17 protein-coding genes are annotated in these 15,825 nt (G+C 59.8%); 12 read left to right on the top strand and 5 right to left on the bottom strand.

Annotated elements, in window-relative coordinates; all coding sequences use genetic code 11:
• The first annotated feature begins 43 nt into the window (after nt 1–43).
• Together ACQRAX_RS03280 and ACQRAX_RS03275 are read left to right on the top strand one after the other, a co-directional pair.
• Nucleotides 44–523, top strand: coding sequence for a chemotaxis protein CheW (locus tag ACQRAX_RS03280; RefSeq protein WP_028945467.1), 480 nt, complete (start codon nt 44–46; stop codon nt 521–523).
• A 1-nt stretch (nt 524) separates the two neighbouring features.
• Entirely contained in the window at nt 525–917 is a 393-nt protein-coding gene (locus ACQRAX_RS03275) for a DUF2802 domain-containing protein (protein WP_412038244.1), read from the top strand.
• Between the two features lie 180 nt (nt 918–1,097).
• Here the strand turns inward: ACQRAX_RS03275 and ACQRAX_RS03270 are convergent, their stop codons facing one another.
• Entirely contained in the window at nt 1,098–1,433 is a 336-nt protein-coding gene (locus ACQRAX_RS03270) for an EscU/YscU/HrcU family type III secretion system export apparatus switch protein (protein WP_412038245.1), read from the bottom strand.
• Nucleotides 1,430–2,998, bottom strand: coding sequence for a flagellar hook-length control protein FliK (locus ACQRAX_RS03265; protein ID WP_412038246.1), 1,569 nt, complete (start codon nt 2,996–2,998; stop codon nt 1,430–1,432). Before ACQRAX_RS03265 ends, ACQRAX_RS03270 begins: the two co-directional genes overlap by 4 nt.
• A 164-nt stretch (nt 2,999–3,162) precedes the next feature.
• Between ACQRAX_RS03265 and ccmA the strand changes: the two genes are divergently transcribed.
• Genes ccmA through ACQRAX_RS03215 form a run of 10 tightly spaced genes read left to right on the top strand, consistent with a single transcriptional unit; the run spans nt 3,163 to nt 10,530 of the window.
• Nucleotides 3,163–3,795: a cytochrome c biogenesis heme-transporting ATPase CcmA gene (ccmA, locus tag ACQRAX_RS03260; protein WP_412038247.1), complete on the top strand. Its 633-nt coding sequence runs from the start codon at nt 3,163–3,165 to the stop codon at nt 3,793–3,795.
• Entirely contained in the window at nt 3,792–4,460 is a 669-nt protein-coding gene (gene ccmB, locus ACQRAX_RS03255; protein WP_028945462.1) for a heme exporter protein CcmB, read from the top strand. Before ccmA ends, ccmB begins: the two co-directional genes overlap by 4 nt.
• A 43-nt stretch (nt 4,461–4,503) precedes the next feature.
• Nucleotides 4,504–5,280 (top strand): heme ABC transporter permease, encoded by a 777-nt coding sequence (locus tag ACQRAX_RS03250; protein ID WP_412038248.1) that lies wholly within the window; start codon nt 4,504–4,506, stop codon nt 5,278–5,280.
• Nucleotides 5,277–5,453 (top strand): heme exporter protein CcmD, encoded by a 177-nt coding sequence (gene ccmD, locus ACQRAX_RS03245; protein ID WP_045188995.1) that lies wholly within the window; start codon nt 5,277–5,279, stop codon nt 5,451–5,453. Before ACQRAX_RS03250 ends, ccmD begins: the two co-directional genes overlap by 4 nt.
• The gene (ccmE, locus tag ACQRAX_RS03240) at nt 5,450–5,905 is read left to right on the top strand and encodes a cytochrome c maturation protein CcmE (protein WP_045188993.1); all 456 of its coding nucleotides are present in this window, start codon (nt 5,450–5,452) and stop codon (nt 5,903–5,905) included. The genes ccmD and ccmE overlap by 4 nt, the downstream gene beginning before the upstream one ends.
• Before the next feature lie 11 nt (nt 5,906–5,916).
• Nucleotides 5,917–7,890: a heme lyase CcmF/NrfE family subunit gene (locus ACQRAX_RS03235; RefSeq protein WP_412038435.1), complete on the top strand. Its 1,974-nt coding sequence runs from the start codon at nt 5,917–5,919 to the stop codon at nt 7,888–7,890.
• Nucleotides 7,887–8,423 (top strand): DsbE family thiol:disulfide interchange protein, encoded by a 537-nt coding sequence (locus tag ACQRAX_RS03230; protein WP_412038249.1) that lies wholly within the window; start codon nt 7,887–7,889, stop codon nt 8,421–8,423. Before ACQRAX_RS03235 ends, ACQRAX_RS03230 begins: the two co-directional genes overlap by 4 nt.
• The gene (locus ACQRAX_RS03225; RefSeq protein WP_412038250.1) at nt 8,420–8,896 is read left to right on the top strand and encodes a cytochrome c-type biogenesis protein; all 477 of its coding nucleotides are present in this window, start codon (nt 8,420–8,422) and stop codon (nt 8,894–8,896) included. Before ACQRAX_RS03230 ends, ACQRAX_RS03225 begins: the two co-directional genes overlap by 4 nt.
• The gene (gene ccmI, locus ACQRAX_RS03220) at nt 8,889–10,103 is read left to right on the top strand and encodes a c-type cytochrome biogenesis protein CcmI (protein ID WP_412038251.1); all 1,215 of its coding nucleotides are present in this window, start codon (nt 8,889–8,891) and stop codon (nt 10,101–10,103) included. The genes ACQRAX_RS03225 and ccmI overlap by 8 nt, the downstream gene beginning before the upstream one ends.
• Nucleotides 10,104–10,113: 10 nt before the next feature.
• Nucleotides 10,114–10,530, top strand: a complete 417-nt coding sequence (locus tag ACQRAX_RS03215; protein WP_412038252.1) for a hypothetical protein — start codon at nt 10,114–10,116, stop codon at nt 10,528–10,530.
• 70 nt (nt 10,531–10,600) lie between these two features.
• Here the strand turns inward: ACQRAX_RS03215 and ACQRAX_RS03210 are convergent, their stop codons facing one another.
• The 3 genes from ACQRAX_RS03210 to ACQRAX_RS03200 form a co-directional block, all read right to left on the bottom strand.
• Nucleotides 10,601–11,494, bottom strand: a complete 894-nt coding sequence (locus ACQRAX_RS03210) for a hypothetical protein (protein WP_412038253.1) — start codon at nt 11,492–11,494, stop codon at nt 10,601–10,603.
• A gap of 178 nt (nt 11,495–11,672) precedes the next feature.
• On the bottom strand, nt 11,673–12,365 hold the full coding sequence (locus ACQRAX_RS03205; protein ID WP_412038254.1) for a hypothetical protein: 693 nt from the start codon (nt 12,363–12,365) through the stop codon (nt 11,673–11,675).
• A 230-nt stretch (nt 12,366–12,595) separates the two neighbouring features.
• The gene (locus tag ACQRAX_RS03200; protein WP_412038255.1) at nt 12,596–15,706 is read right to left on the bottom strand and encodes a hypothetical protein; all 3,111 of its coding nucleotides are present in this window, start codon (nt 15,704–15,706) and stop codon (nt 12,596–12,598) included.
• Between the last annotated feature and the right edge of the window lie 119 nt (nt 15,707–15,825).

Raw genomic sequence — 15,825 nt, 5'->3', positions numbered from 1 at the left:
GCACTGAGTACTCCGCCGAAGGTGGATTTTGAGGGATAGGGGAATGAAAAAATCGTCTGCACAAGGTTCCGAAGATCCGATCCTGCAGTGGGTTACCTTCAAGCTGGACAATGAGTCCTACGGCATCAATGTGATGCAGGTGCAGGAAGTGCTGCGCTACACCGAGATTGCTCCGGTCCCGGGTGCCCCGAGCTACGTGCTGGGCATCATCAACCTGCGAGGCAACGTGGTGACCGTGATCGACACCCGCCAGCGCTTTGGCCTGATGTCGAGTGAAATCACCGATAACAGTCGCATCGTCATCATTGAAGCCGACAAGCAAGTGGTTGGCATCCTGGTCGACAGCGTTGCTGAAGTGGTTTACCTGCGCCAGTCGGAAATCGAGACCGCGCCGAATGTCGGCAACGAAGAGTCGGCCAAGTTCATTCAGGGCGTGTGCAACAAGAACAACGAATTGCTGATCCTGGTCGAGCTGGACAAGATGATGACCGAGGAAGAGTGGTCCGAGCTGGAGAACATCTGAGTTGATCTTTGAGGTTGCAGTCATATTTCTGGCATTGCTCTGGGTGCTGAGCCTGTGGTTCTTCCTGAACTACAGCAAGCGCCAGCGCGAGCTGGCCGCTCAGCAGGCTCAGGGTGATGCGCTGCGAGACCAACGCATCAAGGACCTGGCCAAGCGCCTGGACGACTACCAGAACGGCACCGTGCGCATGGGCGAAGCCCTGCATGAATTGCGTGCGACCGTGGCGCCCCTGCCGGACAAGCTCCTGCAACTGGAGCAGCGCGACCCCAACAGCCTGTCGTTCGCCCAGGCAGCGCGGTTGGTCGGCATGGGGGCGAGCGTCGATGAACTGACCCAGTCGTGTGGTTTGACCCAGGCTGAGGCCGAGTTGATGAGCAAAGTGCACCGCAGCTGAGCTCTTCGGCGTGCTTACCGCCGGCAACGCCGGCTTCCACAATGCTCCAGTGAATATGCCGGCCCTGTGGGAGCCGAGGTTGCCGGTTTACAGCGTGGACTTATCCAGTTGCTAGATCAAATGGATAAGCTCGCTCCCAAGTCGAAGAGGATCTTCCCCGGCAATCGGTGAAGTACCTTTTTAGTTGACCCCTGGCAGGCGCCGTTCTGCTGGCGTGATATCCCGTTCCTGCGGGCCCTCATAGTCAAATCCAACTGGCACCTTGCCCTTGAGCTGCCAAGCAAAGGCAATGATTTCAGCAATCGTCAGGTACAGCGCTTCGGGAATCCTGTCGCCCAGCTCCATGCGTGCGAGCAGGCGGACCAGTTCGGCGTTCTCGTAGATGGGCACTTCGTGTTCGCGGGCAATGGCCAGGATGGCTTCGGCCAGTTCATCGTCACCCTTGGCACTCAGCGTAGGGGCCTGTTGACCGTCATAGCTCAGGGCAATGGCCTGGCGCGGGTTCTTCTCGATCATGCGGTTTCATCCACCCAGCGTTGCTCTACACGGGTACGTGGGCCTTGTGGCGGTGTACCGTGATGGCAATGCAGCTCCGTCACGTTCAGACCACGCGCCAATAAGCGTTCACGCAAGTTGCCCAGCTGACTTTCGATCAACTGCGCGGTGCTGGGTAACTCAGCCCAGAGTTGACTCGACAGCGCGCCCTGGCTGATCTGCGCCTGCACCTGCAACGGCCCCAGCGGATGTAAGTCGAAAGACAGTTCGATACGCCAAAGCATTTCCAGTGGGTCGCGACGTTCGCGCTCCGGATCTTCTTGCTGTTCTGGGGTTTCTTCGCGTTGCAGTTTCACTTGCAGAGGCATGAAGTCTTGCCCAGTACGCAGGGGGATCTCCAACTGCCAGGTAGTCTGCAGGTTGCCATCAGCGGTGGTGCCGGTTTGTTCGAGGCTAGCCAGCTGATGGCTCTGCAGGCGCGAAATGGCTGCAGCGGCCAGGCGCAGCAGATGCTCCAGATCGCCTTCGCCGTCCTGGCTTTGCAGCAGCCGTAAGGGCAGGGGGAAACCGCCGGGGTGCGGACGTGGACTGACCTGGCCGAGCATGCCGAGGGCATTGCGAACCATGCCGGGCATCGCCTGCGCCAGGGTGCTGGCTGCCGCGGCCGGGTTGAACTGAGCGTTACTCGGCAACCCTGGCATTAGCTGCGCCACCAGTCGCACAACCTGAGCCTTGAAGTCGGGGGCAAGGTTGGCAGGGAGGCCAGCGAGCAGCTTGGCCTCAAGGAAGGCTCCGCTGTTGCTCAGGGCCTGAGCGACGCCTTTGGGGTCGCTGAGCTGACGCACGTCCGGCAGGCTGGACAGCAGCTTGTCTACCGTGGCGCGCTGTTCGTTGGGCGACGTATTGCTGTCACGCAGCTGTTGCAAGGCGCTGAGCAGGCCTTGCAAGGACGCCTGGCGACTTTGCTGACTGCTCAACTGCTGGGCGATGGCCAGTTGGTCCTGGCGCCCGCTCAACGGCACGAACGCTAACGACTGATCACCTTGGACCCGCGCGCTGAGCAAACTACCCACGGGCAGTGGGCGAGGGCTGTCGATGGTCAAGGTGGCACCCGCTTTGGGGCCTGCCAGTAGCGTGACCAGCGAACGGAACTGGGCCAGTTGGCCTGCCGTCTGGGGCAACGCCTGACTGGTCAGGACCTTGCCTTGCAACAGCGTGCCGATGGGCAGTTCGCGGGTATCGATACGGGTCAGGCTGGCCACATTGTTGGCGATAGCCTGTTGCACCGTGATAGTCAGATTCGAGCTATTGCTCTGGCTGACTGCCAGTTGGCTACCTTGGGCCAGCGGTTGGTTGCTGCTGGCCTGAAGGTTGGTCTGCTTGCCGTTTTCTTGGGTCAGCTTGAGCAACATCTGAAAATCCTGGCCGACTTGACGCAGTGCCAGCACTTCAGCCTTGGCGGTTTCACCAGGGGCTAGCAGGGCCTGTTGTGGCTGTAGCAGGCGCAGCAGTTCGCCAGTCATCGCCGTGCGCGGTGGGGGGCTGGCTGGAATCTGCGCACCGAGGTTGTTAATTTCACCTGTCATCCGCTGGCAACCTGTTGAAATAGCCCTCTTTGCAGTAGGACATCGCATGTATAATGCCGCCCGATCTTTTGCGATCAGAGCGGCCGGGCTGTATCTCCACTGCCCAGTATAACGGCAGGGCCGGGACCGACTTGAGACAGGCATCCCAAGCATAAGGCGAAACTGTGACCCCTCATTTGGAAGCCGTGGGCCTGGCCTGCGAGCGCGACTGGCGAATGCTGTTCGAAAACCTCCAATTGCACCTGGCTGCAGGCGACATGCTGCAGATCAGTGGCCCCAACGGCAGCGGCAAGACCAGCTTGCTGCGCCTGTTGGCCGGCCTCATGAGCCCGACTGCCGGGCAGATTCGCCTCGACGGCAAACCCCTGGCCGAACAGCGCAATGAACTGGCGCGGATTCTGCTCTGGATCGGGCATGCTGCGGGCATCAAAGACCTGCTCAGCCCCGAAGAGAACCTGGCCTGGCTGTGTGCCTTGCATACACCCGCCGAGCCTGCTGCGATCTGGAAGGCCCTGGAGGCGGTTGGCCTGCGCGGTTTCGAAGATGTGCCCTGTCATACCCTGTCGGCCGGCCAGCAGCGCCGCGTGGCTTTGGCCCGCCTGTACCTGGACAGCCCACCGCTATGGATTCTCGATGAACCCTTTACCGCGCTCGACAAGCAGGGCGTGGCCCAGCTTGAGGCGCACCTGGCAGCGCATTGCGAGCAGGGCGGGATGGTCGTATTGACCACCCATCACACACTGGAGCGCAAGCCGTCCGGTTACCGTGAACTGAACCTGGGGCAGTGGGCCGCATGAGTGTCTTTGTCCTGTTGTTGCGTCGCGAAGCGCGACTGTTGTGCCGCCGTCCGGCGGAGCTGGCCAACCCGCTGGTATTCTTCGCCATTGTCATCGCCTTGTTCCCGCTGGCGGTCGGTCCCGAGACTCAATTGTTGCAAACCTTGTCGCCGGGGCTGGTCTGGGTAGCTGCCCTTTTGTCGGTTTTACTCTCGCTGGACGGGCTTTTTCGCAGTGATTTCGAGGATGGCTCACTGGAACAGTGGGTCCTTTCGTCGCACCCCCTGCCTCTTCTGGTACTGGCAAAAGTACTGGCACACTGGGCCTTTTCCGGCTTGGCACTGGTATTGTTGGCACCCTTGCTGGCACTGATGCTAGGTTTGCCGGCAGCCTGCCTGCCGGTACTGCTGGCATCGTTGTTGCTCGGCACCCCGGTGCTGAGCCTGCTGGGCGCTGTGGGTGCAGCCCTGACAGTCGGTTTGAAACGTGGCGGCCTGCTGTTGGCGCTGCTGATTTTACCGTTATATATCCCGGTATTGATCCTGGGCAGTGGCGCCTTGCAGGCGGCATTGCAAGCTATGCCGGCGACCGGTTATCTGCTCTGGCTTGGTAGCCTGACCGCCTTGGCAGTAACTCTGGCACCCTTTGCAATAGCGGCTGGCCTGAAGATCAGCGTCGGCGAATAATGAGGTCTGGGCCCTGCCCAGCAAAGACCCTGGATGTACCGTGATGAAAAGCAGCGTAATCAGCTGGACGTGGTTTCATAAACTGGGTTCGCCCAAGTGGTTCTATGCCATCAGCGGCCGCATGCTGCCGTGGCTGACGGTGGCCGCGATCTTGTTGATCGGTATCGGCGTGATCTGGGGCCTGGTCTTTGCCCCGCAGGACTATCAGCAGGGCAACAGCTTCCGGATCATCTACATTCATGTACCGGCCGCGATGCTCGCTCAGTCCTGCTACGTGATGCTGGCCGTGGCCGGGGTGGTCGGGCTGGTGTGGAAAATGAAGATTGCCGACGTCGCCTTGCAATGCGCCGCGCCGATCGGTGCCTGGATGACCGCCGTAGCGCTGGTCACCGGCGCTATCTGGGGCAAGCCGACCTGGGGCAGTTGGTGGGTCTGGGATGCCCGCCTGACGTCGATGCTGATCCTGCTGTTCCTGTACTTTGGGCTCATCGCGTTGGGCCAGGCCATCAGCAATCGCGAGAGCGCGGCCAAGGCCTGCGCCGTGCTGGCGATTGTCGGCGTAATCAACATCCCGATCATCAAGTATTCGGTGGAGTGGTGGAACACCCTGCACCAGGGGGCCACCTTCACCCTCACCGAGAAACCCGCGATGCCCGCAGAAATGTGGTTGCCGCTGCTGCTGACGGTGTTGGGTTTCTACTGTTTCTTCGGTGCCGTGCTGTTGCTGCGCATGCGCCTTGAAGTGCTCAAGCGCGAGGCGCGCGCCAGTTGGGTCAGGGAGGAGGTATTGAATAGCCTGGGTCGGGAGATGGCACGATGAGTTTTGCCTCTTTCAGTGATTTTCTCGCCATGGGCCATCACGGCCTGTACGTCTGGTCGGCCTACGGCATCTGCCTGCTGGTGCTGGCCGTCAACGTTGCCTTGCCCTTGATGGCCCGGCGCCGTTACCTGCAAGAAGAGGCGCGTCGTCTGCGCCGGGAGAGCAACCAGTGAATCCGCAACGCAAGAAGCGCCTGTTCATCATCCTCGGCCTGCTGGCCGGGGTTGGCATCGCTGTTGGCCTGGCCCTGAGTGCCCTGCAGCAGAACATTAACCTGTTCTATACCCCGACCCAGATCGCCAATGGCGAAGCGCCGCTCGATACCCGGATTCGCGCTGGCGGCATGGTCGAGAAGGGCTCGCTGCAGCGGTCCGGCGACTCGCTGGATGTACGTTTTGTGGTGACCGACTTCAGCAAATCGGTGCCGATCACCTACCGCGGCATCCTTCCTGACCTGTTCCGTGAAGGGCAGGGCATCGTTGCCCTGGGCAAACTCAACGCCGAAGGCGTGGTGGTGGCCGATGAAGTATTGGCCAAGCACGATGAGAAATACATGCCGCCTGAGGTGACCAAAGCCCTCAAGGAAAGCGGCCAAGTGGCCACCGACGCGGGAGCCAAGCCATGAACGCCGCACTGATCATTCCTGAGCTCGGCCAGTTGGCGATGATTCTGGCGATCTGCTTTGCCGCTGTGCAAGCCACGGTGCCGCTGCTCGGCGCCTGGCGCGGAGACAATCTGTGGATGAGCCTGGCCCGGCCTGCGGCCTGGGGGCAGTTCGCCTTCCTGGCCTTTGCTTTTGCCTGCTTGACCCACGCCTTCATGACCGACAATTTCTCGGTTGCCTATGTCGCCAACAACTCCAACAGCGCCTTGCCCTGGTACTTCAAGTTCAGCGCCGTGTGGGGTGCCCACGAAGGCTCGCTGCTACTCTGGGCGATGATCCTCGGTGGCTGGACCTTCGCGGTGTCGATCTTCTCCCGACAACTGCCGCAGGTGATGCTGGCCCGGGTGCTGGCGGTGATGGGCATGATCAGCGTCGGCTTCCTGTCGTTCCTGATCGTTACCTCCAACCCATTCCAGCGCCTGTTGCCGCAGGTGCCGACCGATGGCGCCGACCTCAACCCGTTGCTGCAGGACATCGGCCTGATTGTGCACCCGCCGATGCTGTACATGGGCTACGTAGGGTTCTCGGTGGCCTTCGCCTTCGCCATCGCCGCCTTGCTCGGCGGCCGTCTGGATGCCGCTTGGGCGCGCTGGTCGCGGCCGTGGACCCTGGTGGCCTGGGCGTTCCTCGGGATCGGCATTACCCTCGGCTCCTGGTGGGCGTACTACGAACTGGGCTGGGGCGGTTGGTGGTTCTGGGACCCAGTGGAAAACGCCTCGTTCATGCCTTGGCTGGTCGGCACCGCACTGATCCACTCCTTGGCCGTCACCGAAAAACGCGGTGTGTTCAAGAGCTGGACCGTGTTGCTGGCGATTGCTGCATTCTCCCTGAGCCTGCTGGGTACCTTCCTGGTCCGCTCCGGGGTGCTGACTTCGGTGCACGCATTCGCTTCCGACCCGGAGCGTGGCGTGTTCATCCTGATCTTCCTGTTGTTTGTGGTGGGTGGTTCGCTGACCCTGTTCGCCTTGCGCGCGCCGGTGGTCAAGAGCCAGGTCGGCTTTGCCCTGTGGTCGCGGGAAACATTGCTGCTGGCCAATAACATCGTGTTGGTCGTTGCTGCGTCGATGATCCTGCTCGGCACCTTGTATCCGCTGATTCTTGATGCGCTGACCGGGGCCAAGCTGTCGGTCGGCCCGCCGTACTTCGATGCCTTGTTCATTCCGCTGATGGCCTTGCTCATGGTGGTGATGGCCATCGGCGTGCTGGTGCGCTGGAAGGACACGCCAAGCAAGTGGTTGCTGAGCATGCTCACCCCAGTACTGATCGCCAGTGCGGTGCTGGCACCAGTCGGCGGACTGCTGGTCGATGACTTCGACTGGCAAGTGCTGACCACCTTCGCCCTGGCCGCGTGGATTGTGCTGGCCGGTGCCCGTGACATCCTCGACAAAACCCGCCACAAGGGTCTGTTCAAGGGCTTGCGTGGCCTCAATCGCAGTTACTGGGGCATGCATGTGGCGCACCTGGGCCTGGCGGTATGTGCCCTGGGTGTGGTGCTGTCGAGCAACAACAGCGCTGAGCGCGACCTGCGCCTGGCGCCAGGCGAGTCGGTTGAGCTGGCCGGTTATCAGTTCATTTTCGAAGGTGCCAAGCACTTCGAAGGGCCGAACTTCACCTCTGACAAGGGCACCGTGCGGGTGGTCGAGGATGGCCGCGAAATCAGCGTGCTGCATCCGGAAAAACGCCTGTACACCGTGCAGCAATCGATGATGACTGAAGCCGGTATCGACGCCGGCTTCACCCGTGATCTCTACGTCGCCCTCGGCGAACCGCTGGACAACGGCGCTTGGGCCGTGCGCGTACACGTTAAACCCTTCGTGCGTTGGATCTGGCTGGGCGGTCTGCTGACCGGCCTGGGCGGCCTGCTGGCGGCCATGGACGGGCGTTATCGAGTCAAGGTCAAAGCCCGTGTGCGTGAAGTACTGGGCATGTCGGGAGCAACTGCATGAAGCGTTGGATCATGGTGCTGCCGCTGGCGGTGTTTCTGCTGGTGGCGGTGTTTCTCTACCGGGGCTTGTTCCTCGACCCCACTGAGCTTCCGTCGGCAATGATCGGCAAGCCATTCCCGGCCTTTGCGCTCAAATCGGTGCAGGACGGCAAGACCCTGACCCAGGCCGATCTGATCGGCAAGCCGGCGCTGGTCAACGTTTGGGCCACTTGGTGCCCGTCGTGCAAGGTCGAACACCCGTACCTGAACAAACTGTCCGAACAAGGCGTGGTTATCCATGGGGTCAACTACAAGGACGACAACGCTGCGGCCATCAAGTGGCTGGCCGAGTTCCATAACCCGTATCAACTGAACATTGGCGACGACCAAGGCAGCCTTGGCTTGAACCTGGGCGTCTACGGTGCACCGGAGACGTTCCTGATCGACGCTCAAGGCATCATTCGCTACAAGCACGTCGGTGTGGTTGACGCCACGGTCTGGCGTGAACAACTGGCGCCGCTGTATCAGGGCCTGGTCGATGAGGCCAAGCCATGAAGCGCTGGCTCGTAGCGGCGGTATTGGGCTTGAGCCTGGCCGGTGTGACCCAGGCGGCCATCGACACTTATCAGTTTGCCGATGACGCTGAGCGTGAGCGTTACCACGAGCTGACCAAGGAACTGCGATGCCCCAAGTGTCAGAACCAGGACATTGCCGACTCCAACGCGCCCATTGCCGCCGACCTGCGCCGGGAAATCTTCCGCATGCTCGGCGAGGGCAAGAGCAATCAGCAGATCATCGACTTCATGGTCGATCGCTATGGTGATTTCGTGCGCTACAAGCCGGAGCTGAGCGCCCGAACCTGGTTACTGTGGTTCGGCCCGGGTGTGTTGCTGGTGGGTGGTTTTGGCCTGCTGGCGCTGATCGTGCGCAAGCGTCGGGCGCAGAGCGCTGGTGGCCCTGTCGACCTTTCCCCCGAGGAGCGTGAGCGCCTCGCCAAATTGCTGGACAAAGAACAGACCCATGATTGATTTCTGGCTTTCTGCAGGCCTGCTGTTGCTGGTGGCCCTGAGCTTTTTGCTGATCCCGGTGTTGCGCGGCCGTCGCGCGCAACTGGAAGAAGACCGCACCGCACTGAACGTCGCTCTGTACCAGGAGCGCGTTGCCGAGCTGACTGCTCAACAGGCGGCTGGCGTGCTTGATGAGGCGCAACTGGCCAAGGGCCGGGATGAAGCTGCCCGTGAGCTGTTGGACGACACCGAGAACGCCGAACCGCAGCGCCTGGGGCGTCTGGGTAAACCATTGCCATTGCTGGCTGCAGTGCTGGTGCCACTGATGGGCCTGGGGCTGTACCTGCATTTTGGTGCCAGCGAGCAGGTCGAACTGACCCGCGAATTCGCCGAAGCGCCGCATTCGATGGAAGACATGACTGCACGCCTGGAGCGGGCCGTCGAGGCGCAACCGGATTCGGCCGAAGGCTTGTACTTTCTCGGTCGCGCCTATATGGCCCAGGAACGACCGGCCGATGCCGCCAAGGTGTTCGAACGTGCGGCCAACTTGGCCGGTCGGCAGCCGGAGTTGCTCGGGCAGTGGGCCCAGGCAATGTACTTTGCCAACGGCAAGCAGTGGACGCCACAGCTGCAAGCGCTCACCGATGAAGCGCTCAAGGCCGACCCCAATGAAGTCACCAGCCTCGGCCTGCTCGGTATTGCCGCTTTCGAAAGCGAGCATTTCCAGCAAGCCATCGACTACTGGAACCGCCTATTGGTCCAGCTGCCAGAGGGTGATGCCTCGCGGGCCGCGTTGCAGGGGGGTATCGAGCGTGCCCAGGACAAACTCAAGGCGGGTGAAGGCAAGCTGGCCTCTGCACAGGCGCCCGTATCGGCAGCCGTAGCAGGGCCACGCTTGAAAGTACGGGTCGAACTCGCCGCCGCGCTCAAAGACAAGGTCAAGGCGGACGACACGGTGTTCATCTTCGCTCGTGCCAGTTCCGGTCCGCCCATGCCGTTGGCGGCCAAGCGAGTGACCGTGGCGCAGTTGCCGATCGAAGTCGAGCTCAGCGACAGCGATGCAATGATGCCGAGCATGAAACTGTCGAGCTTTGCTGAAGTCCAACTGGTTGCACGCGTCTCGCGGGCTGGCCAACCGACCCAGGGTGAATGGATTGGCCGAAGCAGCCCGCTGGCCAGCAGCACCACCGCTGCGCAGCACCTGACCATCGACAGCCCGGACCAGTAAGAGAATCACTATGAACAGTATCGCTCGCCTTGCCCTCCTATCCCTGGCCGTGGGCCTGAGCGCGTGTACTGTTCATCAGCCCTCCGAACCGACCACTCCGCCGATCGAAACCGTGCCCCCGGGGCCAACTACCAAGCCGGCTCCACCTCCAACTACAGTACCAAGTAAACCCGCGGTAACCACCCCGGCACCCAAACCGATGCCACGCACCTCAGCCAGCTTCGCACCACCGCCCGGTGGTGCCAGCCACTGGGATCCACGCCTGGGTGTGTATGTGCTGGAAGGTCAGACCAACACCTTCTACCGCCAACGCACCTACTACCGCTGGAACAGCGGCTGGAGCTGGTCGACCAACCTCAACGGCCCCTGGCAGGAAACCGACAGCAGCGGTGTGCCAGGCGGCCTGGGCCGGGCTTTCGCGCAGTAAGCCAAGCCGCCCACAATGCCTCTTCATGGTTTGGCACGGGTGGAAACGGTAAGGCTGTGGATATCCAACGTTAGTTGTCGCCCGCTATGTATTCGAAGCGCGCATCTTGTGCCTGAGTGGTCGGCAGCGTGATTTTGATCAGCGGCAGGCTGGTTCCCGTCTGTGTGAGAAAATTGGCTCTGTCTTTCTTGGCGTCTGCAAGTCCGACTGCCGTCGTATAGAAGAATGCCTGGATCGGCAATACCTTGGCCTGACCGGTCGCCCAAGGTGCTATCACCAGCTCGTTGTGCCCGGTAAATCGCTTGTCAGTTGGGTTGCCGTTGCTTTTGGCAAGTACACTTGCATAGAACGCCGGCCCACTGAGATGGTTTCTGCTGTCGCGAACATTAAAAGCGCAGAGACGTGAATTGTTGCCAGCCTGTTGCGTGTAGAGGGTTGTCCATTGGGCTGCAGTGGAAATGTTCTGAAGTTCACACGGTCGGCTGGTTGTCTGATTAGGGTAAGTGCCGCACCGTTCATTTCGCGAATCTGTCCAACCATCGATGGGGTAGGAGCAAAGCACGTCAGGGTCCATTTTATCCTTCGGTGCACCAAAGATGGGGTAGAGGATTAATCCATTCTGGCCATCCCAGGGGGTACGCGAAAATTTACTGTCTTTGCGTAGGTAGGAGAAGGAGACACCTTTGAGTCTAATGGCGGTGGGGCTCGGGTCCCAAGAATCATAGGCGGTGGAGTATGTTGTAACGCGAAAAATCACGCCGCTGCACAAAAAGGCCGGGGTGCTGGCTGATCCACAGTTCTGCTTGGTGTCGTTGTAGCGTGCTGTCAGGGCAGTAGCGGTTTCTGGGCCATCAACTGTGGCTTGAAGTAATGGACGCGTTGCCGGAGGCGAGGGAAGAGGTTCACGGGCAGTGGTACAGGAAATCAATAGCACTGAAAACATCAATAGCAGATAGCTTTTCATGTCGTTGTTCTCATCTTTTCATGGGCGTGCAAGTGCCAGCTTCTGTTCTCGGAGATATAGTGGAGGAGTGCGCTTGATGGCGTTGTTTCTAGCCAGGTTGATAACTTAATGTAACTATAAGTTACTATCGCTACGTACACCTCAGTCTAGGTGCGTAGCTGCGCACTCCTGGGTTGCCTCATGCGTTACTTGGAGCTTGTAATCGCTCGATGTAGAGCAGGCGAGAGAAGATTCGTCGTGAATCACCAGATCTTTTCACTGCATAGTTTATCCAAACAGTTTTACCGTTATTAGCGACGAACCAGGAATGAGGAATTACGATATAGACTCTTCCGTTGTCGACCACTACCTCCTGAGTGTCGAAATATTGGGTCGCTGATGAAAACAGCCTTGCACGGACTGTATGCCCGGACGTCATGCCGGTGTACTGGACCTCAAGTGTTCTGCTTCCAAGAGGCAAGGCCGGAGCTTGTAGTTCGAGCGCTTGACGCTCAATGCGTACGTAGCGGCTCTGGGAGATCAGCCAGTCTCCGCCACCTTGTTTGCGCAAGGCAAAGTTCAAGTTTAATGAAGCGCCTGAGCTGCCGTACAACATGAATTTCGGAAATGCGATCGAGAAACCGACGGGGGGTGAAGATAACCTGAATTCAGGTGCGTCATAGGTGACGCTGCCGTATTGGCCGCGTACACGTACGATGTCGTTGGCCTGCATGCCACTCGAGATGGAAACATCACAATTCAGTGTTTCTCCAGATATGCCATATATTCTATCAATTGTCAGGTATTGACCTGACGGGTTGTTCGGGTCTTCTGAAGCTTCTCTCAGGCGTGGGGCAGACCAAGCCTGATTTGTTATCTCGGTGTTTTTCATGGTTCATCTCCAGTTGGTTGCTCATGGACTTCAGGGGTAAGGGATATTTTATATAACAGCGCGAATATAACTTGGTAATGGTTTGGCGCTGCAGTGCTGTGATCTGATGCATTTACGAGATCGCATGATTGTGTTTGTTTATATGATCTGCACGCCTACTGTTTGGGCTATAACGAGTGGGAAGTTGTCGCCAGCTTCCCGGTATGGCTCGTGCAGTCAATAGTCGGCTTTCAGAGTTTCAGCCTGAGTACGCGTGAAAACCTGAAGCGTTCTTGATTGCCACGATAGATGCTGTAGTTGATCAATACCTCCTGGCCTTGGTTCTCGGTTACCCATGCTTTAGGGATCTGAAAATATTCAATTACGTTCTTCTGCAGATCTTGCTCACCCGAATCGCGTGCTACCACGCCGTTCCAGCGCACACGTCCCGTGTGACGATCTTGCTGATCCGGGGACAGGATGGAAACCTCATACCTATCCCCCCTATCGAAGTAATGCGGTGGCGGCATCACCATCCCTTGACTGTCGATGATTAGGGGGAAGGCCGGGGAGGGGATCGTGCCATTGACGGTGTAGCGCACCTTTACCTCCGTGCCTATGGCGTCGATGACCTCGAGCCTGGGCACCTCAAACTGCAAGCTGCCAACGGTTGTGACGCTTTGCGGTGGGCTCGACCATTTGAAATGGAGGCTTTCCCACTCCACCACGATGGACTGCCCGGCGGCCATTCCGGGGAACTGAAGAACCTCGACGGTGAGATAGTCGCTGTAGTACATGTCTTCATGAAAATTGAGCCTGCCGTCAGGAGCTATCGGTATGCGAGGCTGGCTGGGGATGATCGCTGCGTCTTTCAGTAGCGTCAGCGTCAAATCTGGGAAGATCCGCGCCGCAGCCTCGACGGTCCCACCGTCGAACGCCACCTTGACTTCTAGCCTCAGCGAGCTACCAGACTGCAGCCTTTCAAGTTCGCTACGTTGTATGCCCATGCTCAGACCATTGCCGATTTGACCTTCATCAAGCAACTGCCCCTGTGCTACATAGAAGCTGTACGCGGCACCGCTCTCCAATGTGCCACTGACCTTGATCCAATAGCGCTGCCCTACGGCAATCAGCGGCCAGCGCTGGACGTTGGCCGTGGCATCGCCTTGGAATTTGGTGAGATCGAGCGTGAGATTGCTGGCTTGTGGGACGGTCGGCGCTGGCAAATAGTTTTGAGTCAGTTCACTGACAGGTAGCGACAGAGGTTCGGACAGTACCGGGTTACCCCCGCGGCCAACGGCATAGCGCACGGTGATGATTTTGCCCTGGCTCGCCGCCACCACCGAGACTGGGATGTCGAAATCGACATGGCCGGAGGCACTACCGTTCTGTTGTGCAGTTTCGATCGTGTCGGCCCCGCCCACGCCGGTCCAGGCCACGGCGATGATATCGGTGAGCTGCATCCCCTTGTAGGCGACCCGTACCGTTGCACCCTGTTCGGCGTTGATCGGATCCAGCGTGCCCGTGGGGGCCTGCATCACCGAGGGGGCGACGAAATTGTCTTGCACCTTGCGGCGGATGAGCAGGTCCAGTACCGCCGAATGGGCCCGGCTGCCGTTGTTGCGTTGCACTCGGTAACTCACCGCCACGTTGCTGTTGAGGTTGTTGATGATGTACGGGTCATAGGCGATGGCGAAGTTGATTGGCGAGCCGAGGTTGTCGGTGGTGACGTCGATGAAATCGCTGTAGCTGGCGCCGGACAGGCCTTGCCAGGTCAGGGTGATGCGGTCGCCCACGTGCTTGCCGACGTACAGTGGTACCTGGGCGGTGGTGCCATTGGGTACGACGTCGGGATCGAGGACACCATCGACCACGCCGACCACGCTGGGCGTCTGCAGCTCGGCACCGCCTTGGCCGACCACGTTCAGTGGCAACGCCTGAGAGTCCTGTCCCTTGACCCGGTAGTACACACGTAGCGAACCGTTGAGCAAGGGGGGGAAGAAGACCCACGGCACGGTGAAGGAGACCGGTTGGCCCTCCATGCCACCGCTAATGTCCCTGAAATCGTAATAGGTCGAAGGTGCACCATCGGCGGCGGTGCCGATGCAGAACAGTTCCACCCGATCACCCGATACCATGCCCGGATAGACCGCCACTACAACCGTGGCCCCTTCCTCAGGGATTTGTCCGAGATCAACGTTATCGCCCACAGCCTCTCGCAAGGTCGGCGGCTCGAGCCGCTGTACCTGTCCGATGATCTCGACCGAGGTGCGCCGGGAGTGGCGCAGTGCAGTGTTGGAACGCACGCTGTAACTAATGGCGGCAATCCCGCCAGCGCTGGCCCGGACGATGGCATTGGGTACTGTGACTTCGACCGGCAGGCCCTCATTGTCTGCGTTCACGTTGTAGACGTGTGAGTGCTCGACTGGGTCGCCTACCGGTGGGCGGGCACGCCAGGTGATGGTGATGGTGTCGCCTTCGGCCATTTCGGCGTAGGCCCGCACGCGCACTCGGGCATCCTCGTCGCCCAGTTGTGCGAGGTCAATCTTGCCATCAGCGGCATCCAGAGCATCCGGCGCACGCAGCAGGCCACTGCCGACCTCGGCCTCGACCGGGAAGGGGGGCGACCAGCGCGACCAGTTGTTAACGATATCGCGGATCTCATACTCGATCACCAGCGGCCCGGCGCCGACCAGATCGATGGTTTCACGAGGGACGGGCAGGTGGATGGGGTTGTCGACTTCGCTCGCTTGTACTACATGCTCGTCAACAAACTCACCGCCCCAACTGAGGTGGAGTTTGTCGCCTTCGGTCATGTTCTTGTACGGGGCAATGATGGCAACGATGCTATTGGCATTGTCCTCGTCGACCAATTCCGGTACCCCACTGACGGCCTGCAGATTCTCGTTGATATAGGGGGTTGAGGGGGCGGGATCAGTGCCGCCGGGCACATTGGTCTTGACCCGGATGTTGAGGGGATGGGATTTGTACACATTACCACCGATGGCGCTGGTGACCCTGTGGTGCACCGGCGGGGTGCCCTCCTGAATAACGGCGGTAGGGACATTGAGGGTCATGGTGCCCAGGTCGATGTGATCCTGGTTGATCAGCAGCGTATCGATCAGGCGGTTGTTCCAGAACAACTCGACCTTGTCGTTGACGAGGATCTGTGAGTAGGAGGTGATGAGCACCTGGATGGGCGCCCCGGGATCGGCGATGTCGACCTGACGGATGCCGCCATTACCCTCGGCGATGGGAATGCGCGGGGGCTGCAGTGTCGGCTCGGGGTCCTGAAAAATACTGACGGAACGCAGGTTGGCGAGCAGACGGCTGATAGCGCTGAGCTGATGGTAGGTGGTCACGATGCCTCCGACAGTAATGGGAAAGACCGTCAGGAGCATTGCACTAGCAGGAACATTTGACACCTAGCATTTTTGTCAGGTTACGAACAGCTCGGTGGCGCGTATAAAAACCCAGCGCT

It is taken from the genome of Pseudomonas sp. UM16 (assembly GCF_050312595.1).
Classification (GTDB): Bacteria; Pseudomonadota; Gammaproteobacteria; order Pseudomonadales; family Pseudomonadaceae; genus Aquipseudomonas.
The sequence above is the reverse complement of the archived record's forward strand: the minus strand, read 5'-3'. Positions and strand labels throughout refer to the sequence as shown.